This is a genomic window from Synechococcus sp. UW106 (assembly GCF_900474015.1).
Taxonomy (GTDB): domain Bacteria; phylum Cyanobacteriota; class Cyanobacteriia; order PCC-6307; family Cyanobiaceae; genus Parasynechococcus.
On the sequence record NZ_UCNV01000009.1, the window covers coordinates 329,115 to 347,971 of the forward strand.

Consider the following 18,857-nt stretch of genomic DNA (forward strand, 5'->3'; position numbering starts at 1 on the left):
GGTGGCGAGAGCGATCTCGCCCCATTGCGGATGTAATTCAGTGGTAGAATGTCAGCTTCCCAAGCTGAACGTCGCCGGTTCGAATCCGGTCATCCGCTTCAACGAATTCCAAGTAAATCTCAAGAACGAGGCTTGATTAATTGAAGGACTTGGGGTCCAGCACATCCAGCGCGACGTTCGTGGCCCAAGGCTTGCAGGATGAAAGAACCTGCTTCATTCATTCGGCCACCTTCAGCGCACTCGCGTGCTTTAACAAACAAAGCTTGAGCAGCTGATTCGTGATTTTGACGTTGTTGAGTCGTCTCGGAATGTTTTGTTTTCGTGAGTGTCAGGGTCAACGTTCGAGTTCCCTTATCAACAAAATATTAGCTCTGATTGTTATTCAGACCATTCCATCGTCGATCAGCATCATTGCCGACTAAAACCCACTGGTGCCGTTGGCCTCAGAGTCAAGTACCAGGTTCTTCAGCGTTGCCCCCAAGATCGGCAATCCGATCCCGAAGTTGACGACAGCGGTGTTGATCGCCTCGCGCTTCAGCAAGAGCCAGAGCAAATTCCAGCTTCTCGAGCTGATGGCCACCTTCAACGAAGCCTGACCGGGTCCAAATGGTCATGCCGTGCAAGGTGCGAGAAGCGCAAGCATTGGAGGCAGGGATGGTGATCGCCATAGTTGCCTTTCTTTTTATTTTGGCACCGGGTGCCACCCCTATGCGACATCGCGGGTCACATCTGAGCCGTCCTCATGACCCCAGGAGTCGTTCTGGAATGACTCTTCCGGCATGGAGCCTTCCGCCACAGGAGCGGTGCTGTCCAACAGCTCACGCGTTTCACGCAACAGGGCTTCCACACCCTCCAGAGTGGAAATCTCTTCGTCAGGGACAGCATTCAGCTCCTTCTGCTGCTGGCGCAGCTGAAGCTCAAGCGCTTCCTGACGCTGTTCCAATTTCACCAAACGCTGCGACAAGGCAGTGATGGTTTGAGCGAGATCTTCCGCTGTGCGGGTGATCCGAAAGGACACGGAGGACGTCATCTTCGAAACCTGGCGGTTGCGCTGATAACAACACAGGAGCGCCGCTGTCTCAAGATCAAGCAGACATGACGCGATCGAGACCGATGCCACCATTGGCAACGCTGGCGCTGTATTTACTGGCTGGAACCGCCATCGGACTGCTGGCTCTACTCAGCGGCATTCCCGCTGCACCCCTGGCGGGAGCCCTGCTGGGTGCTGGCATCGTCAGCATGAGCGGTCAACTGGAGACAGCGACCTGGCCAACGGGAACGCGCACGGTTCTTGAGATCGGCATCGGCACTGTGATCGGTACTGGCCTGACGCGGGCATCCTTGAGTCAACTGCAACTCCTATGGAAACCAGCGGTTCTGATCACCCTGGCGCTGGTGATGACGGGAATCGTGGTGGGACTCTGGACCAGCCGCTTGCTTGGCATTGATCCAATCGTGGCCTTGCTCGGAGCAGCGCCGGGGGGCATCAGTGGCATGAGCCTTGTCGGTGCGGAATTCGGCGTCGGTGCCGCAGTGGCCGCTCTCCACGCTGTTCGGCTGATCACGGTGCTGCTGGTGCTGCCCTTAGTGGTGCGACTGATCGTGCCCTCGACAACAGGAGGCTGATCGATACCTTGAGGCAACTCATAACCGTTGTAATGGCTCCCATCAGGTCATCGCTGGTTCTGTGCACCGCGGCCCTGATCGGTGCGTTTGGCAGCGTCAGCCCCGCCTTGCAAGCAGCAGAAGCCACAGAAGAGAAGGGCGCCAAGATTTATTGCTACATGCGTTCCAGCGGCAACGACCACAAGGTCAGCTGGAATGCCGCCTATGCCTTGATCAAACGCCAGGGCAGCAGCGTTTTCAAGACATCTCCAGAGCACGCCTCGGTAATGATTACGGAAGCCGTCGTCAAGGACCCCGGCAATTTCCCCGACTGTGGCCAGTTCCTTGGTGATCTGTTCGGCGGGAACACACAACCAGCCACCGCAGCCACCCTTGGAAACTCCTCTTCCGTCACCGAAAGCACCGACGACACCACGCGCTACAGCTACTGATCCCTCAGTGGTCCTGGTTCTGACTCTGCTAACTGGAGTGCTGCTTGGTGGATGCCAAGCAAAACAACCATCGAAGCCTGTTAATGCCCCCACACCACTGGTGACCAGTTGCCTGGGGGACTTCCAGATGGATGACCTGAAACTGATGGTCGAACGCTGCGATGAGGCCATCGTCCAGACGCCAGATCAAGCCGATTTGCATCGGGACCGCGCCCTTGTCTTGACCCTGCTTGGCGATCAAGCCAGAGCTTGCAATGACGTCGACGTGGCGCTGTCGCTGCTAAACCGCTCCAGTCAACCAGTCGATCCGATGTTGCTGCACGAACTCCAGGTGCGTCAGACCACCTGTAAACAGTCACGCACCATGGCTGGGAGTGATTGACGTTGCAGCGTCAACCGGCGAGGCCCCAACAACACCTCAATCCGTTCCGCCTTGCTGGCCAGCAAACCATCCACCAGCTGATCCGCTGCGCCGAGCTGTAGCCAATGGCAGGTGAGGCCATCCCCCATGCCAAGACGATGACAGCGGTCTTCCGCTTGTTCGAGGTCCCCTGGCGTCCAGGGGCGTTCCAACAACACCACATGTCGGGCCCGGTGCAGGGTGAAGCCAAGGGCACCGGTGCCGAAGGTGGCCAGCAAACAATCGTTTTGACCCTGCTGAAACCGATCCACACTCACCTGGCGTTCGGCAGGCCGTTGGCGACCGGTCAATAACTCCCCCCCGATGGTTTGCTGCAACAGCTGCAACGGGGCCACAAAGCCACTGAACAACACCACCGCCTCCCCTTGCTGACGCAATGACTCCACCAGGTGCTGGGCCGCCGGCAATTTGAATTCCGCTGCGATTTGGCGCATGGAGGTCAGCAAAGCCAGGGGCTCCGCATCCCGTCGAACCTCCCCGAGACGGGCCCGATGCCGGTAGTCATCCAGCACCAGACCGACACGATGATCAAAGCCCTTGCGCTCACCCTCCGACAGATCCACAGGGTGAAGACGTCGCTGCTTGGGAGGGAGGTCCACGACCTGCTGCTTGCGGCGATGCAAGATCAGCGGGCGACTCAGACGCCGCAGCTCCTCCAATTGACTGGCACCGGACGCCTGCCAGCGTTTCCCGGATCGACTCTCCCTCCAGTGACCCTGGCAATAACGCTCCTCGAACCGTCGCTGATCCCGCGCTATCGGATGGTCCATGGCAGCGAGCAAGGGATACAACTGGGAAGGGCGACCGTTCTTCATCGGGGTTCCCGTGAGCATCCAGATCGCCCGAAGACGGGGATGACGCGCTAAACGCAGCAAAGCAGCCGTGCGCTGCGCCTGAAGAGACTGGGCGTAATGCGCTTCATCCACCACCAAGAGCGTTCCCGCCGGCGGCAGATTGTCGGGAAGCCGAGCCCAACTCACCAACTCAAGACCAACCCCAAGGGCCTCTGATTCCCGGCGCCAGTGGGGATGCAGCCCGACGGGAGCTACCACAAGCAAGCGCACCTCGGCACAGCGCATCAAGGCACGGGCCGCCAGAAGGGCTGTGAGAGTTTTCCCCAGACCCATTTCATCCGCCAGAACGGCACCGCGACGGGCCAGGAGCCAACGGGCTCCGGAGCGTTGATGGCGCAGGGGGCGACGACCATCCTGAAGGGCTTCGTTGAGATCCGCTGAAGCCACCAACGTCCGGTGCGGTGGCAGGGGTGGCAGGGGGTGCTGACACCAGTCGAGCCACTCCTGCAGTGCAGAGGTAATGGGAAAACGCCGTCCCAAGGCCTGTTGAAGCGCATCGGCAGATGCCAAGGGGAAGTCCCAGCCAAGGCCTGGACCGTTCCATCGCCCCCGGGGCTTGATCCGGCGCAACTGAGACTGGGTCACCGCATCGAACGGACTGATCACGCGGATCAGACCTGCTGGAGAGAGATCCAGATAACACGTCGATGTGGGTTTTGGTGGCACCAACAGGCCCCCACAAACAATCACTTTAGTGAAGTCAGATCGGCGTGCAAGCCTTGAAATCAAGATTCACATCACAGGCGAAGAAACCTTCGAAAGTGCAGCGCTCGACACATTGACTGGCTTTTCGTTCACGGCAGAATCACGACAACCGATGCATTCGGATGCATAACAGGGACGCGGTTTTTCTCGATGAACTCTGTCCCAAATTACGCGTCCGAAGATGGCGACAGTCGCTTCACACTTTTACCGGTAAAAGTTGCATTTATTGCGGCAAACCTTCTGAATCAATTGATCACATTCATCCACGAGCCAAGGGTGGATTGAGTGTCACCGAAAACTGTGTACCTGCCTGCTTGTCCTGCAATGGACGCAAGTCTGACGCAGATGTTTTCGACTGGTACAGGCGACAACGCTTCTATGACCCACGCCGCGCCATGGCGATTCGCGCCTGGATGGATGGCGACCTCAGGCTGGCCCTGCGCCTGCTCCAATGGGCCCAACCGGATCAGCCTGTCAGCGAGCCTGACGACCTCCCCATCGCTGCCCAAGCCGCCTGAGGCTCACCAGACACGGCAGACATCAGAGGAGTGATGCCGCTCGCAGATGGAGGCCTGAACACTCGGGTCTTCAGGGGCCAGAGCCACCGCACTGGCAAGAAGGGCTGCCGTCAGGATGGCCCGGAGGACAATGCCCCTGGAGCGCGAGCGATGCAAGGACGACGACGTCACAACAGTACATTTGATCTAATACAGGTGTACTGATGCTGGCCGATCTTGTCAAGCAATCGCAACCACTGGCAGCTGACGCCAAGCTGCTGGTGCTTGGCGGTGGGTACAGCGGACGTTGTCTGGCCCGGCTCGCCCGCTCCATGGGGACGCAGGTGCTCTGCACCCGCCGCTCGCTCGACTCCGAACAGGCTGATTTGCTCTTCGACAGCAACGGTCAGGACCATCTCGACCCCGGTGCCTTGGAGGGCGTCACCCATCTGCTGTGCACCATCCCACCGGATCGCGAAGGAAACGATCCGGCGTTGTCCAAACTGCTTGCAACGCTGAGGAGCCTGCCACTGCGATGGGCGGGGTATCTCTCCACCACAGGGGTCTACGGCGATCGCCAGGGCGGCTGGGTGTCGGAGGAGGACGCCCCAGCTCCAGCGCTCGACCGCAGCATCCGCCGCCTGAATTGCGAAGCCGCCTGGCAGCGCTCCGGTCTACCGATACAAATTCTGCGGCTGCCGGGCATCTACGGCCCGGGCCGGTCAGTTCTCAACGGATTGCAGCAAGCACGCGCGCGCCTGATCGAAAAGCCCGGACAAGTGTTCTGCCGCATCCATGTGGAAGACATCGCGGGGGCTTGCTGGCATCTGATGCATCGCGCCGAGCAGGGACCTCTGCCAACCCTGGGCCCTGGGACCGTGGTGAATGTGGTGGATGACCTCCCCGCCGCCACATCCGATCTCCTACGGCATGCCGCCTCACTGTTGGGCTGTGAGTTGCCACCGCTGGAGCAGTTCGATCAGATCGTGGACAGCATGAGCCCGATGGCGCAGTCATTCTGGAGCGAGAACCGCCGCGTCAGCAATCACAGGCTCTGCCAAGAACTCGGTTATCCGTTGTTGCATCCGAACTACCGCGTTGGGCTGCAGGATTGCCTGAACCAGGACAAACTCAATCCGTCTGTCCTGCGTTCTCCCCCTCAATCAACCAACGGTTGAAATCGAAGCCCTTGCCCTGCTCGCGCATGGGAAACCCGACATCCTCAAGGAAACGGGACAGGTGAAGTTCGACCCAGCCATTGCGCAGGCCGGAGGCCAATCCCACCAACAAACACCCAAGCAGCAGCAAACGCAGCACAGCGATGGGCCCGCACGATTCGAGAAACCCTAGGCACGAGCTGGTGATCGCTCTCGGCGATCCCGCTGGGATCGGCATGGAAGTGGTGCTCAAGGCCCTCGCGTCACCTGAGGTCCCCCAAGAGCTCCAACCACTATTGGTCGGTTGCAGACGCAGTCTGATCCAAACCCATGCGCGATTGATACAGCAATCGAGCCGACCCCTCGCCGACCCCGCAACGCTCAGGATCGACGACCAACCTTTGGTGGACATCGTCCATCCCGGACAACCCACCACCAGCGGAGCCGATACTGGATTTCATTGGCTCACCCGTGCCGTTGAACTGCTTCAGGCGCGGGGGTCCCGCGCCCTGGTCACCGCCCCCATCGCCAAGCACCTCTGGCACGCGGCCGGCCATCGCTATCCCGGGCAAACCGAACGCTTGGCGGAGCTGGCGGGATGCCAACGCTCCTCGATGCTGTTCACCGCCGTCTCACCGAACAGCGGCTGGCGCCTGAACACGTTGCTAGCCACCACCCACATCCCCCTCAGCCAAATTCCTCAGGCGCTGACACCAGACCTTGTTCACCACAAACTGAATGTGCTGCATGGCTTCTGTCGACGCTTCACAACCACACCACATCTGCGCATTGCCGGGCTGAATCCCCATGCCGGCGAAGCAGGTCAGCTGGGCCACGAAGAAGCCGACTGGCTAACGCCACTGCTGGATCAATGGCGAGCCGAGCATCCTCAGGTGCACCTAGAGGGTCCCGTGCCTCCTGACACCTGCTGGATCAGTGCAGCTCACGCCTGGCAAAACCCGAACCAACCTGGACCTGACGGGATCCTGGCTCTGTATCACGACCAGGGACTCATTCCAGTGAAACTGCTGGCTTTCGATGCAGCGGTGAATACCACCTTGGAACTGCCCTTCCTGCGCACCTCTCCGGACCATGGCACCGCCTTCGACATCGCAGCCGAAGGAGTCGCGAGCCCTGACAGCACAATCGCAGCGATCAGGGCCGCCTGGGATCTGAGCTGAACTCAGACCGGCTTGACCCTCATCAGGACCTGCCCGAATTCAACAGGGGTGCCGTTGTCGACCAGGATCTCGACAACTTCACCGCCGACCTCCGACTCCAGCTCGTTCATCAGCTTCATCGCTTCAAGGATGCAAACGGCCTGACCGACGTTGATGCGAGTTCCCACTTCGACGAAGGGAGGCTCTCCTGGTGCGGGCGCTCGGTAGAAGGTGCCCACCATTGGGGCCGTCACCTCGAGCAGGTCACTCCGAGTTGCGGTGGACGCAGGCGGCGCGGACGCAGGCTCTGCTGAGGCAGCAACGGGCGCCGCTGCCGCGACGGGAGCGGGCATCACTGGTGCCATCACGGTTTGGGCTGGCAGGTTGCGACGAATTTCCAGACGGAAATCATCGCCCTCCAACCGGAATTCCTGGATATCGCTCTCGCCGAGCGCCTCCAGCAGGCGGTGCAGTTGTTCGTGATCCAGCTGCATGGTCATCCGTTTTCGCGGCCGAGGTAACTGTCGTTGCGGGTGTCCACTTTGATCTTTTCTCCCACAGAAAGAAAGAGCGGAACCATCACTTGAGCACCCGTCTCAAGGATGGCGGGCTTGGTGCCACCTGTGGCGGTATCGCCTTTGACCCCAGGATCAGTTTCTTTGATCTCAAGGACAACGGAGTTGGGGAGTTCAACCTCGAGGGGGGTGTCGTTCCAGGACACCACGTTCACCTCCATGCCCTCCTTGAGATATTTGCGGCTTTCCCCGATCTGATTGGCACTGAGGCGGGTCTCCTCATAGGTGGCCATGTCCATGAAGACGTAGTCCTCACCTTCCATATAGGTGTGCTGAAGAGACGATTTCTCCAACATTGCCTGGGGAAGCATTTCCCCAGCGCGGAAGGTTTTCTCCACCACGTTGCCGGACTTCACCGCCTTGAGCTTGGTGCGCACAAAGGCAGATCCCTTACCGGGCTTGACGTGCAAGAACTCGACCACGCGCCAGACGGCCCCATCGATCTCAATCGTGGTGCCGGTGCGGAAGTCGTTACTGGAGATCATTCCCACCGAACGGTTCATCGGACTATACGGCTGTGCCAAAGTCGCGTCAGCACTGGGGTTCCCCCTTGGTCCATCAGCGTTTGAACGCCGTCCTTGCTGCCCTGATCAGCTTCGCTCTGATCAGCATTGCTGCCCCTGCCTGCTGGGCCTCATTGCCCCAGGGCAATGCCGTGAAAGACCCTGCCGCAATTCTCCGGGACGCGCTTCCGTTCGATCAGGACGACATTCGCGAACTGCAGCATCGACTGGAACTCACCAGTGACGATCTGCGGGCCAAACGCTGGTCGGCCCTCGGCAAGACGGTGTCCCGCAGTGAAGCGCTGCTCAACACCCGTCGCGACACCATCCTGAGCGCGATCCCGGACGCCAAGCGCGGCAAAGCCGAAACACTTTTTCAGAGTGTGGATCAGGGTCTGGAAAACCTCAAAGAGAAGGTCAAAGCGAGCGATAAACCGGGCTTCATCGCCGATCGACGTCAAACGCTGCGCTTCATCGGTGATGTAGAGGCATTGCTCGTGCCCGACGGGTTTGAACGGGACATCCCCGCAGAATTCGATGCCCTGCCGCGGCTGCAAGGGAGGGCCACCCTCAGCGTGAGCACCACCCAAGGCGAGCTGACCACTGTGGTGGATGGCTTCAACGCCCCTCTCACGGCAGGTGCTTTCGTCGATCTCGCCCTCAAGGGCTTCTACGACGGACTGCCCTTCATCCGGGCCGAGGATTTCTACGTGCTCCAGAGTGGTGATCCGGAAGGGCCGGAGATCGGCTACGTAGATCCGAAGACAAAGCAGGAACGGCATGTGCCCCTGGAGATCCGGGTGCCCGGTGAAGACGACACGATCTACAACGAAACCTTTGAGGACGTGGGCCTGTTCAAGGCGACGCCGACCCTCCCGTTCGCAACCCTGGGCACCCTTGGCTGGGCCCATTCAGACCAGGCCCTCGACGACGGATCCTCGCAGTTCTTCATGTTTCTCTACGAGGCGGAGCTCACCCCTGCTGGTCTGAACCTCGTGGATGGCCGCAATGCAGCCTTTGGCTATGTGGTGGATGGATTCGATGTTCTCGAGGAATTGGGCACCGATGACACGATCACTTCCGTGAAGGTGATCGAGGGAGCGGAGCAGCTCAAAGCCCACGCATGAGCCCAACCCTGGCGGAGCTGAGTGAGGCGGAGCTGCTCAGGCGGCTGGCACGCTTCGCTCCGCCCGATCAGCTCAGTGACGACACGGCGGCCCTGGCCTCCGACGCCAGGCCCCTGTTGATCAACACCGACGTTCTTGTGGACGGCATCCATTTCAGCGATGCGACCACGAGCGCAATGGACGTTGGTTGGCGGGCCGTTGCCGCCAATCTGTCCGACCTGGCAGCAAGTGGTGCCGTCGAAGTCGAGGGAATCACGGTGGCTCTTGTTGCCCCAGGTCGCACCCGCTGGGACTGGGTGGACGGGGTGTACGAGGGCATCAGTGCCGCATTGGGGCAGTACGGCGGCATCCTGCTGGGCGGTGACTGCTCTAGGGGGGAGCAAAGGCTGCTCTCCATCACAGCCCTGGGCCGTCTCGGACCACTGCGTCTGCATCGCAACGCCGCCCGCCCCGGTGATGTGCTCGTCAGCAGTGGTCCCCATGGTCTGAGCCGGCTGGGTCTCGCCCTGCTGCAAAACGACCCCAGCGTCCGTGACATCGCTCTGACAGCGACCTTGCAGGACACAGCGATCGCAAGACACCGGCGACCGGCACCTCGGCTGGACGACGTCCACCAGCTGCTGGCCTGCAAACCGGAGCATCTGCCCTGGCGGGCCGGGGGCACCGACAGCAGCGATGGACTTCTGTCAGCCGTCGCAGGACTCTGCTGCAGCAGCGGCTGTGGGGCAGTCCTGTGGAACGACCGGCTGCCCATGGCCGAAGGCTGGCCTGAGGGGCCTCCATGGACGGATTGGTGCCTCTCCGGAGGGGAGGATTTTGAGCTGGTGCTGAGCCTTCCCGAGGCCTGGGCCGACGTCTGGGAGCAATGCATCCCCAACAGCCGACGCTTCGGCCAGATCAATGAAGAAGCGGGCATCATCCGCTGGGCCCACAACCATGAGCGAGTGGACGAAGGCGGATTTGATCACTTCAGCCAGCCCTGAACGACCTGCCCTAAGCGGAGGCACCTGAACAAAAATCCCCCCATTGCTGGAGGGATTGCAAGAGAGATGAGCGGTCAGATGCCGATCACTTCCAGTTCTTGGCCACCACCTCGGCGAGGTCAACAACACGCTGGCTGTAGCCCCACTCGTTGTCGTACCAGGCCAGGATCTTCACAGCCTTGTCACCCATGGCATAGGTGAGGTCGGCATCGAAAATGGTGGACTCGTTGGTGCCGGCGTAGTCGGTGGAGACCAGGGGCAAGTCGCTGTACTTGATGATCCCCTTCATGCCGTTCTCAGAAGCCTCCTTCATCACGGCTTTTACTTGCTCAACGGAAGCTCCCTTCGATGTTCCAAAGGTGAGGTCAACAGCCGACACGTTCGGAGTAGGAACGCGCATGGCGAAGCCGGTGAGCCTGCCCTTCACTTCGGGATAAACCAGGGCCACAGCCTTGGCAGCACCCGTTGTGGTGGGAACCATATTCAGGGCAGCAGCACGGGCACGGCGCAGGTCTCGGTGGCTGTTGTCGAGAATTCGCTGGTCACCGGTGTAGCTGTGAATGGTGGTCATCAGCCCCCACTCCATGCCGAAGTTCTGATCCAGAACTTTGACGATCGGAGCCAGGCAGTTGGTGGTGCAGCTGGCGTTGCTCAGGATGTCCCAGTCCTCATGGCGGTACTGGTCGTCGTTGACGCCCACCACGAAGGTGCCGACGCCGTCACCCTTGCCAGGAGCGGTGAGGATCACCTTTTTGGCACCAGCCTGGATGTGCATGCTGGCCTTCTCATCGGTGTTGAACACACCCGTGGACTCAATCACCAGGTCAACTCCCCACTCTTTCCAGGGGCAGTTGAGGGGATTGCGGTCAGCGAAGAACTTGATCTCCTTGCCGTTGACGAACATCGAGGTGTCCGTGGTCTTGATGTCCACGGAAGGGTCCAGACGACCAAGGATTGAGTCGTAGGTCAGCAGGTGAGCGCTGGTGGCAGGGTCGGAGGTGGAGTTCATTCCCACGATTTCCAGGCCGGTGTCAGCGCCACGGCTGATCCAACCCCGCAGAACATTGCGACCGATCCGGCCGAATCCATTGATCGCAACGCGCAGGGTCATGGAAGAAGCGGCAAAGCCGCGCAGGGGTTTTGGCCGCAGATCATACAGAAATCGGCAGAAATACCTTGTTTTGCCTCGATTGAATCGGCTCGATCCGTCCCTCAGATCGGCAGACAAGCGGCAACAACTGGCCTATCTTTCCCCAGATCGAAGCCCTCAGTTGCCGCGCCTGCTCGACCGTCAGACACCAGTCCACTTCATCGGTGTCGGCGGAATTGGCATGTCGGCCTTGGCCCGGATCCTGGTCGACCGCGGTCATCCAGTCAGCGGCTCAGACCCGCGAGATAACGCAACAACACAACAACTGAAAACCCTCGGGGTGAAGGTTTTCAGCCAGCAGGACGAGGCCTGCATTGACGCCGTCACGGGTTCGACGATCGCTTGTTCCCCTGTGGTGGTGATCAGTACAGCCATCCCCGACAGCAATCCTGAGCTCCAACGTGCCCGTCAGATCGGCCTAGAGATCTGGCATCGCTCCGATCTTCTGGCGGCTCTGATTGAGCAGCAACCCTCGATCGCTGTGGCCGGCAGCCACGGCAAGACCACCACCAGCACGTTGATCACCACCTTGCTGCTGGAAGCCGATCAAGACCCGACCGCTGTCATTGGTGGCATCGTCCCCCGTCTGGGCAGCAATGGCCACGCCGGCCAGGGGAAACTGCTTGTGGCTGAGGCGGATGAATCCGACGGATCCTTGGTGAAGTTCAGCCCAAGCCTGGGCGTGATCACCAACTTGGAGCTGGATCACACCGATCACTACACCAGTCTCGACGACCTGATTTCAACCCTGCAACGCTTCGCGAACGGTTGCGATCGCGTGCTGGCCAATCACGACTGTCCGATCCTGCAAGAACACTTCCAGCCGAACGCCTGGTGGTCCAACCAAAGCGCTGAATCCGTTGACTTCGCCGCCCTGCCTCTGAGCCTTGAGGGAGATCGCTGCGTGGCGCGTTTCTACGAATCGGGCCGCCCCATCGGCGACTTCACCCTGCCGATGGCCGGGCTGCACAACCTGAGCAATGCAACAGGCGCCCTGGCTGCCTGCCGCATGGAGGGACTCCCCTTCGATCAGTTAGTGAAGGGACTCGCTGGCCTGAAAGCACCGGGCCGCCGATTTGATCTTCGGGGCACCTGGAAGGGGCGTCACATCGTTGACGACTACGCCCACCACCCCAGTGAAGTGAAGGCAACCCTGGAGATGGCTCACCTGATGGTGAGCAGTGGTCGCAGTCCGCTTCCCACAGCACCTCAGCGCGTGCTGGCGGTGTTCCAGCCCCATCGCTACAGCCGCACCCAGCAGTTCCTCGATGGGTTTGCCCAGGCACTGCAGAACTGTGATCTGCTCCTGCTGGCCCCCGTCTACTCGGCAGGGGAGCAACCCCTGCAAGGCATTTGCAGCAACGCCCTGGCGGAACGGATCCGCAACATGAAGCCTGATCTACAAATCGCCGTCGCGGACAACCTCGATGAACTCACCGACCTGGTCATGCAGCACAGCCGCGAACAGGATCTCGTCCTGGCGATGGGTGCTGGCGATGTGAATGGACTGTGGTCAAGGCTGACGTCATGAGCCAGTGCGATGCCCGCCTGCCCCAGGCCGGAGTCAGCCTTGCGGAGTTCACCACCTGGCGGGTGGGAGGAGCCGCCGAATGGCTTGCGGAACCCGTCAGCCTTGACGAAACCCAGGCCTGGATCCAATGGGCCACGCAACAGGGCATGCCCTGCCGCATCATCGGTGCTGGGTCGAATCTGCTGATTCACGATGACGGCCTGCCAGGGCTCTCACTCTGTCTTCGCAAACTTCAGGGGCTGCAACTCGATGAAACCGATGGGACCGTTGAGGTACTCGCCGGTGAACCGATCCCATCGCTGGCGCGACGGGCTGCTCGCGCTGGACTGCACGGCCTCGAATGGTCGGTTGGCATCCCAGGCACCGCAGGCGGTGCCGCTGTCATGAATGCAGGAGCCCAGGGGGGCTGTACGGCGGAGTGGTTGGAATCGGTGCGGGTCATGCCCCTGGATGGGGGCGACTGCTTTGAGCTTCGGAGCGATCAATTGGACTTCGCCTACCGCCACAGCCGTCTCCAGGACGACGACCTTGTTGTGTTGTCAGCGCGGTTCCGCCTTGAACCAGGTCACGATCCAAACGAACTGAAACGCGTTACCAGCGCGAACCTCAGCCATCGCACCACCACACAGCCCTATCAACAGCCCAGCTGCGGCAGCGTTTTCCGCAATCCCGAACCTCTCAAGGCCGGACGGCTGATCGAAGAGCAGGGGCTGAAGGGAACACGCATCGGCGGCGCAGAAATCTCAACCATGCACGCCAATTTCATCGTGAATACCGACCACGCCCAGGCCGATGACATCGCCCGGCTGATCCAGCTGGTGCAGGATCGTGTCGAAGCCGAGCATGGAATCCGTCTTCACCCCGAAGTGAAACGCCTGGGATTCGCTTCCGCGACTTAGCCTTCCGACTCCCACAGGATCGCCATGGCAGGGTTCGGACTCCCAAATTTCGGTCAACTCACCGAAGCCTTCAAAAAGGCCCAGGAGATTCAGCAGAACGCTCAGGCTCTGCAGGACGAACTGGACGGAATGGAGATCGAAGGCCAGAGCAACGATGGGCGCGCCAGTGTCTGGCTATCGGGCAACCAACAACCACTGCGGGTTCGGCTGGACCCTGCCCTGCTGCAGGAGGGTCAACAAGCGAGCGAAGCGGCGACCCTAGAAGCCCTGCAAGCGGCCTATGAGCAATCCACCGCCACGATGAAGGGCCGGATGGAGGAACTCACCGGTGGCCTGAACCTCAACCTCCCCGGGATGGGCGGCTGAGGCTGCTCTGCTCAATCAACGCAGCCTTGTAGAGGGGATAGCGCTCCCATTCGCTGGAGACGCCGCAGCCGGGCTCGCCGCGATGCAAGCAATCGCGAAACCTGCAGGGCCAGGGATCAAGTTGCTGCCGGAGCTCCGGAAACAGGATCGCCAGTTCCTGCGGATCATCCGGCAGATCAGGACGGTTGAAACCGGGGGTATCGGCCACCCTCGCGCTTGGCCCCAGAGGAAACAGCTCCACGTGGCGGGTGGTGTGGCGACCACGCTGCAAGCGTCCAGACACCGCAGCCGTACGAAGTTGAAGATCAGGACGCAGATGGTTGAGCAGGCTGCTTTTGCCCACCCCGGAGGGCCCACAGAGCACCGACAGCTCTGCGCCAGCCAAGCGTTGCCTTAGGGCATCCATACCCATTCCGGAGGTACTGCAGAGCGCCAGAGGGTCATACCCCCACCCCTTCAAACGGGTCACGAGCCGCTCAAGAGCTGCAGCTGAAATGAGATCTGTCTTGGTGAGCAGAAGGATCACGTCCAGCCCCGTGCGTTCCGCCGTCAACAGGAAGCGACTGGCCTGATCAGGATCAAAACTGGGCTGGTCTACAGCCAACACCACAGCCACCATCGAGACATTGGCCACCGGTGGCCGTGACAGAAAGCTATGGCGTGGCTCCACGTCGGCCACAACAGCGCGGGCCTGGCCCGGGTCAATCGCCTCGATGCAAACCCGATCACCCACATAGACCGCTTCCCCCCGATGGGTCAATCGGGTGCGGCGCGTGCAGAGCAGTCGCCCTGGGTATCCGGCAGGGGCAGCATCCAGCTCGACTTCCAGGTAATTGGCCTGAAGCGCCACCACAATCCCCGAAGCCACGGAGCTGCTGGTGTCAGCCACCACAGATCACCTCGATGGTGACTGCATCTGGCGTTTGATCAACACACTGGACACGATGACCGGCATCCCTTAATCCCGGCAGGACCATGGCCTCGGGCTCGCCCCTGTCGAGACAGACCTCAAGACAGTCACCGGAGCTCATCTGCTCGAGGGTGAGCTTGCAGCGAATGAAATTCACCGGACAGGGCGTTCCCCGCAAATCCAGGGAACGCCTGCTCATCCCTTCTGACCAAACAAGCGAGCGAATAATCCACTGTTGTGGTGGTGGTGCTGCTTACCACGAGCGGAATGGTGACCCGCCAGCTGTTCCAGCAGATCCCGCTCCGTATCGCTGAGCCGCTTCGGCAGATCGACGGTGACCGTCACGCGCTGGTCACCCCGCGCCACCGGATTGCCAAGTTTGGGAATGCCGTGATTCGGCAGGGTGAGCACGGTGCCGGGCTGCGTGCCGGCAGGGATGTTCAGCTCCTTGGTTCCATCCACGGTTTCCACCTCGATCGTGTCGCCGAGAATCGCCTGGAGGTAGCTGACCTTCACCTCCGAAAATATGTTCAAGCCATCCCGCTGGAGGCGTGGGTGATTGCGGACGGTCAGGAAGACGTAAAGGTCACCGGACGGGCCTCCCCGGGGTCCCGCATTGCCTTCGCCCGAGACCCGAAGCCGAGTTCCGGTGTCCACCCCGGCAGGAATGTTGATCCGCAGCTTCTTGCGCACCTGTTTGACACCCTGGCCACCACAGGATCCGCAGGGATCCGCAATCACCTGGCCCGTCCCACCACACGTGGGACATTCGGCGACCTGGGTGAAGCTGCCGAAGGGGGTCCGAGTGGCACGGCGCACCTGCCCAACACCACCGCAGGTTCCGCAAGTGGTAGGCCCACTACCCGCCTTGGCACCACTGCCGCCGCAGGTGTCGCAGGTCTCCTGATGCGGGATCTTGATCTCCTGCTCTTGGCCGAAAACCGCCTGCTCGAAATCGATCGTTAGGTCGTAACGAAGATCATCGCCCTGCTGGGGGCCCTGACGCCGTGGCCGACCACCACCGGCTCCGCCGGGTCCACCGAATCCCTGGAAAAACGTTTCGAACAGATCAGCGAACCCGCCCATGTCCCCCATGTCCGGGGAGCCAGCCGCACCACCAAGACCGGCTTCACCGAACTGGTCGTAACGGGCACGGGTCTGCGGATCACTCAGCACTTCGTAGGCACGACCAATTTCCTTGAAACGGTCCTCAGCACCGGGATCTTTGTTGATGTCGGGGTGGTACTGACGCGCCATGCGGCGATAAGCCTGCTTGAGGCTGTCGGGATCCACATCCCGATTGACGCCGAGCAGGTCATAGAAGTCGGCCATCAGGCCTCCTCCGCCGTCTGATCCGGTGCGGCCTCAGCCGGCGCTGCATCTGACGGTCCTGGACCCATCGACACCTTCACCATCGCGTGGCGCAGCACACGACCATCGCGGTGGTAACCACGCTGGAGCTCTTCACACACCACATCCTCAGCGAACTCACTGCTTTCTTCTCGCAACACGGCCTCATGCAGGTTCGGGTCGAACTCCTGGCCGACCACCTCCATCCGTGCCACGCCTTGCTGCTTCAGCACATCCACCAGTTGCTTGTACAGACCCTGGTAACTGCGGTGCAGAGCTTGAGCTTCCTCACCTTCAGGATTGAGCTGCTGACGGGCCCGCTCGAAGTTGTCGACGACCGGAAGAATTTCCGTGAGGGTCGAACAGACCAGCTGCTGACGCATGTCGTCCTGATCGCGGCTCTGTCGCTTGCGGAAGTTGTCGAAGTCCGCCGCAATGCGCACATATTGGCCATTGAGCGTCTCGTGCTCCTGCTTCAGCGTGGTCAACTCCTGCTCGAGTTGCTGCATCCGATCCGCCGGATCAACAGCTGCGGGTGCCTGATCGGAGGTTGCCTCTGACGCATCCGGAGTTGACTCCGGGGTGGCTGGAACAGCACCGGACTCAACGGTCTGATCCTGCTCTGGGGTGGAGGCGTCGCCGCTCATGCTGACCGCTCAGGGATTGCTGTCTAGACATGTTGAAGGGCAACGCTCACCTCCCACAAGCTGCGGAAGCCCGCACCTCGGCCGCAACCCATGACTCTGACGCTGCCCACCCCTGATGCCGGCGACACGGCGCGGCAGCGTTTTGCGCTTGAACTGTTGCTGCAGCAGCCTGTTCCGGGGCCGGACCAGTTGCTGGCAAGCCGCAGCCTGCTGGATAACGCCTTACCGGATGTGCAGGCGGACCAGTGGCGCGTGCTCCAGGCCATGCCGATCGCAATCAATGCTGACAACCTCGACATTGCGATTCCCAGCCAGTGGCGAGACCAGGAATGGCAACACCTGATCGATCAGCTGCCGGAACAACACCGCACGATCCGCCTGCACCCAGCCATCGAAGCTGATCTGCAGCGGGCCTTGCATGCAGACGTGAACCCGTCGCCGCAAAGCGATTCGACACCTCCGCAGATCAAAGAGGCTCATGCGTCTGCTCCTGCGGACACCGCCGGGCCTCCACAAACAAGCACTGAAGAAATCAGCACTGAATCCTTTCTGGAGGGATTCAACACCGATGGGGTGCTGGAGAACGATGAGGGAGAGGAGAGCCAGCAAGCCCAAAATGCCATTGACCTAGAGACGAGGCTGAAGGATGCGGAAGCTTCGCCGGTGGTGACCCTTGTGGACCGAATCCTGCTGCAAGCGATGTCGATCAATGCCAGCGACATCCACGTGGAACCACAACAGAAGGGTCTGCGTCTGCGGTTCCGCCAGGACGGGGTGCTTCAGCAATACGTCGAACCGCTCCCCAGTCGGCTCATTCCCGCGGTGACATCCCGTTTCAAGATCCTGGCGGATCTGGACATCGCCGAGCGACGTCAAGCCCAGGACGGACGCATTCGCCGCAAATACCGCGATCGGGTGGTTGATTTCCGGGTCAACACGCTGCCCAGCCGCTTCGGCGAAAAGGTCTGTTTGCGCCTGCTGGACAGCGGTGCAACACAGCTGGGCTTGGACAAACTGATCAGTGATCCCGACGCCTTGGCACTGGTTAGGGATCTGGGCTCCAAGCCCTTCGGAATGATCCTGGTCACCGGGCCAACAGGATCCGGCAAGTCCACCACGCTTTATTCACTTCTGGCCGAGCGCAACGATCCCGGCATCAACATCTCCACGGTGGAAGACCCGATCGAATACACCCTGCCAGGCATCACCCAATGCCAGGTGAACCGTGAGAAGGGCTTCGATTTCGCCACGGCACTACGGGCCTTCATGCGCCAAGACCCGGACGTTCTGCTGGTGGGAGAAACCCGTGATCTGGAAACAGCCAAAACCGCTATTGAGGCAGCACTCACCGGTCACCTAGTGCTCAGCACCCTGCATGCCAACGATGCGCCGAGCACCATTGCGCGACTGGACGAAATGGGCGTAGAGCCTTTCATGGTGTCGGCGTCTCTCAGCGGGATCGTCTCCCAGCGTTTGCTGAGACGGGTCTGCCCCCACTGCCGCGAGCCCTACCAACCCGGAGAGCAGGAGCTGGGGCGCTTCGGGCTGATGGCGAGGCGTGAAACCCAAGTCACCTTCTTCAAGGCTCACCATCACGGCCCCGGCGAACAGGTCTGCTCCCACTGCAAGGGAAGCGGCTACAAAGGACGTGTCGGCGTCTACGAGGTACTGCGCATCCAGGACGACATGGCCACTGCCATCTCCAGAGGCGCCAGCACTGATGTAATCCGACAGCTGGCCCTTGAATCAGGGATGGTGAGCCTGCTGGGCTACAGCCTCGAACTGGTGCGAAAGGGCGAAACAACGCTGGAAGAGGTGGGGCGCATGGTATTGACGGATTCCGGACTGGAATCCGAGCGCAGGGCCCGTGCCCTCAGCACAATGACTTGTGAAGGATGCGGAGCCGGTCTGCAAGAAGGCTGGCTCGAGTGCCCTTATTGCCTGACACCACGCCACTGAGGAGCC

23 protein-coding genes and 1 tRNA gene are annotated in these 18,857 nt (G+C 60.8%); 13 read left to right on the forward strand and 11 right to left on the reverse strand.

All coding sequences use genetic code 11. The features are described from left to right. The first annotated feature begins 26 nt into the window (after window positions 1-26). Window positions 27-98, forward strand: a tRNA-Gly gene (locus DXY30_RS09300). A 351-nt stretch (window positions 99-449) separates the two neighbouring features. Here the strand turns inward: DXY30_RS09300 and DXY30_RS14190 are convergent. Together DXY30_RS14190 and DXY30_RS09315 are read right to left on the reverse strand one after the other, a co-directional pair. Next, complete coding sequence (locus tag DXY30_RS14190; protein ID WP_115094681.1) at window positions 450-668, reverse strand: hypothetical protein; 219 nt, start codon at window positions 666-668, stop codon at window positions 450-452. Between the two features lie 38 nt (window positions 669-706). Beyond that, window positions 707-1,030, reverse strand: coding sequence for a chemotaxis protein (locus tag DXY30_RS09315; RefSeq protein ID WP_115094970.1), 324 nt, complete (start codon window positions 1,028-1,030; stop codon window positions 707-709). A 65-nt stretch (window positions 1,031-1,095) separates the two neighbouring features. On the opposite strand from DXY30_RS09315, the gene DXY30_RS09320 reads away from it, so the two are divergent. From DXY30_RS09320 to DXY30_RS09330, 3 genes are all read left to right on the forward strand, one after another. Next, window positions 1,096-1,626 (forward strand): AbrB family transcriptional regulator, encoded by a 531-nt coding sequence (locus DXY30_RS09320; RefSeq protein WP_256359551.1) that lies wholly within the window; start codon window positions 1,096-1,098, stop codon window positions 1,624-1,626. 32 nt (window positions 1,627-1,658) lie between these two features. Further along, window positions 1,659-2,057, forward strand: coding sequence for a DUF6554 family protein (locus tag DXY30_RS09325; protein ID WP_115094682.1), 399 nt, complete (start codon window positions 1,659-1,661; stop codon window positions 2,055-2,057). Window positions 2,058-2,157: 100 nt separating this feature from the next. Then, complete coding sequence (locus DXY30_RS09330) at window positions 2,158-2,439, forward strand: hypothetical protein (protein ID WP_244281349.1); 282 nt, start codon at window positions 2,158-2,160, stop codon at window positions 2,437-2,439. Here DXY30_RS09330 and DXY30_RS09335 read toward each other — a convergent pair. Next, window positions 2,394-3,998 (reverse strand): DEAD/DEAH box helicase, encoded by a 1,605-nt coding sequence (locus DXY30_RS09335; protein ID WP_115094971.1) that lies wholly within the window; start codon window positions 3,996-3,998, stop codon window positions 2,394-2,396. The two genes, DXY30_RS09330 and DXY30_RS09335, sit on opposite strands and share 46 nt — an antisense overlap. A gap of 161 nt (window positions 3,999-4,159) precedes the next feature. Here DXY30_RS09335 and DXY30_RS09340 point away from each other — a divergent pair, with 161 nt between their 5' ends. Then, a complete protein-coding gene (locus DXY30_RS09340; protein WP_115024739.1) occupies window positions 4,160-4,555 on the forward strand; it encodes an HNH endonuclease in 396 nt (131 codons plus the stop codon). 3 nt (window positions 4,556-4,558) lie between these two features. Here DXY30_RS09340 and DXY30_RS09345 read toward each other — a convergent pair whose 3' ends face one another. Continuing rightward, complete coding sequence (locus DXY30_RS09345) at window positions 4,559-4,726, reverse strand: hypothetical protein (protein ID WP_170951219.1); 168 nt, start codon at window positions 4,724-4,726, stop codon at window positions 4,559-4,561. Between the two features lie 32 nt (window positions 4,727-4,758). Between DXY30_RS09345 and DXY30_RS09350 the strand changes: the two genes are divergently transcribed. Both DXY30_RS09350 and pdxA read left to right on the forward strand, forming a co-directional pair. Beyond that, window positions 4,759-5,712: an SDR family oxidoreductase gene (locus DXY30_RS09350; RefSeq protein WP_115094684.1), complete on the forward strand. Its 954-nt coding sequence runs from the start codon at window positions 4,759-4,761 to the stop codon at window positions 5,710-5,712. A gap of 143 nt (window positions 5,713-5,855) precedes the next feature. After that, window positions 5,856-6,872, forward strand: a complete 1,017-nt coding sequence (gene pdxA, locus DXY30_RS09360) for a 4-hydroxythreonine-4-phosphate dehydrogenase PdxA (RefSeq protein ID WP_115094685.1) — start codon at window positions 5,856-5,858, stop codon at window positions 6,870-6,872. A 2-nt stretch (window positions 6,873-6,874) separates the two neighbouring features. On the opposite strand, the gene accB is transcribed toward pdxA, so the two are convergent. Further along, the gene (gene accB / locus DXY30_RS09365; protein WP_115024734.1) at window positions 6,875-7,351 is read right to left on the reverse strand and encodes an acetyl-CoA carboxylase biotin carboxyl carrier protein; all 477 of its coding nucleotides are present in this window, start codon (window positions 7,349-7,351) and stop codon (window positions 6,875-6,877) included. Continuing rightward, window positions 7,348-7,911 (reverse strand): elongation factor P, encoded by a 564-nt coding sequence (gene efp / locus DXY30_RS09370; RefSeq protein ID WP_115024733.1) that lies wholly within the window; start codon window positions 7,909-7,911, stop codon window positions 7,348-7,350. The genes accB and efp overlap by 4 nt, the downstream gene beginning before the upstream one ends. 32 nt (window positions 7,912-7,943) lie before the next feature. On the opposite strand from efp, the gene DXY30_RS09375 reads away from it, so the two are divergent. Together DXY30_RS09375 and thiL are read left to right on the forward strand one after the other, a co-directional pair. Continuing rightward, window positions 7,944-9,056, forward strand: a complete 1,113-nt coding sequence (locus DXY30_RS09375) for a peptidylprolyl isomerase (protein WP_244281350.1) — start codon at window positions 7,944-7,946, stop codon at window positions 9,054-9,056. Next, complete coding sequence (thiL, locus tag DXY30_RS09380; RefSeq protein ID WP_115094687.1) at window positions 9,053-10,039, forward strand: thiamine-phosphate kinase; 987 nt, start codon at window positions 9,053-9,055, stop codon at window positions 10,037-10,039. Before DXY30_RS09375 ends, thiL begins: the two co-directional genes overlap by 4 nt. Window positions 10,040-10,124: 85 nt before the next feature. Here the strand turns inward: thiL and gap are convergent, their stop codons facing one another. Beyond that, window positions 10,125-11,150, reverse strand: a complete 1,026-nt coding sequence (gene gap, locus DXY30_RS09385; RefSeq protein ID WP_115024731.1) for a type I glyceraldehyde-3-phosphate dehydrogenase — start codon at window positions 11,148-11,150, stop codon at window positions 10,125-10,127. Between the two features lie 160 nt (window positions 11,151-11,310). On the opposite strand from gap, the gene murC reads away from it, so the two are divergent. Genes murC through DXY30_RS09400 form a run of 3 tightly spaced genes read left to right on the forward strand, consistent with a single transcriptional unit; the run spans window position 11,311 to window position 13,985 of the window. After that, entirely contained in the window at window positions 11,311-12,720 is a 1,410-nt protein-coding gene (gene murC, locus DXY30_RS09390) for a UDP-N-acetylmuramate--L-alanine ligase (protein WP_115094973.1), read from the forward strand. After that, the gene (gene murB, locus DXY30_RS09395; protein WP_115094688.1) at window positions 12,717-13,619 is read left to right on the forward strand and encodes a UDP-N-acetylmuramate dehydrogenase; all 903 of its coding nucleotides are present in this window, start codon (window positions 12,717-12,719) and stop codon (window positions 13,617-13,619) included. The genes murC and murB overlap by 4 nt, the downstream gene beginning before the upstream one ends. A 24-nt stretch (window positions 13,620-13,643) precedes the next feature. Further along, window positions 13,644-13,985 (forward strand): YbaB/EbfC family nucleoid-associated protein, encoded by a 342-nt coding sequence (locus DXY30_RS09400; protein WP_115024729.1) that lies wholly within the window; start codon window positions 13,644-13,646, stop codon window positions 13,983-13,985. On the opposite strand, the gene rsgA is transcribed toward DXY30_RS09400, so the two are convergent. Genes rsgA through grpE form a run of 4 tightly spaced genes read right to left on the reverse strand, consistent with a single transcriptional unit; the run spans window position 13,960 to window position 16,892 of the window. Further along, entirely contained in the window at window positions 13,960-14,874 is a 915-nt protein-coding gene (rsgA, locus tag DXY30_RS09405; protein ID WP_115094974.1) for a ribosome small subunit-dependent GTPase A, read from the reverse strand. The two genes, DXY30_RS09400 and rsgA, sit on opposite strands and share 26 nt — an antisense overlap. Further along, the gene (locus DXY30_RS09410) at window positions 14,867-15,094 is read right to left on the reverse strand and encodes a sulfurtransferase TusA family protein (protein ID WP_115094689.1); all 228 of its coding nucleotides are present in this window, start codon (window positions 15,092-15,094) and stop codon (window positions 14,867-14,869) included. The genes rsgA and DXY30_RS09410 overlap by 8 nt, the downstream gene beginning before the upstream one ends. Further along, window positions 15,091-16,227 carry a molecular chaperone DnaJ gene (gene dnaJ / locus DXY30_RS09415; RefSeq protein ID WP_115094690.1) on the reverse strand — a complete coding sequence of 379 codons (1,137 nt, stop codon included), beginning with the start codon at window positions 16,225-16,227 and terminating at the stop codon, window positions 15,091-15,093. Before dnaJ ends, DXY30_RS09410 begins: the two co-directional genes overlap by 4 nt. After that, the gene (grpE, locus tag DXY30_RS09420; protein WP_115094691.1) at window positions 16,227-16,892 is read right to left on the reverse strand and encodes a nucleotide exchange factor GrpE; all 666 of its coding nucleotides are present in this window, start codon (window positions 16,890-16,892) and stop codon (window positions 16,227-16,229) included. The genes dnaJ and grpE overlap by 1 nt, the downstream gene beginning before the upstream one ends. A 90-nt stretch (window positions 16,893-16,982) precedes the next feature. Here grpE and DXY30_RS09425 point away from each other — a divergent pair, with 90 nt between their 5' ends. Continuing rightward, window positions 16,983-18,851 carry a GspE/PulE family protein gene (locus DXY30_RS09425; protein ID WP_115094692.1) on the forward strand — a complete coding sequence of 623 codons (1,869 nt, stop codon included), beginning with the start codon at window positions 16,983-16,985 and terminating at the stop codon, window positions 18,849-18,851. The last annotated feature ends 6 nt before the right edge of the window (window positions 18,852-18,857 follow it).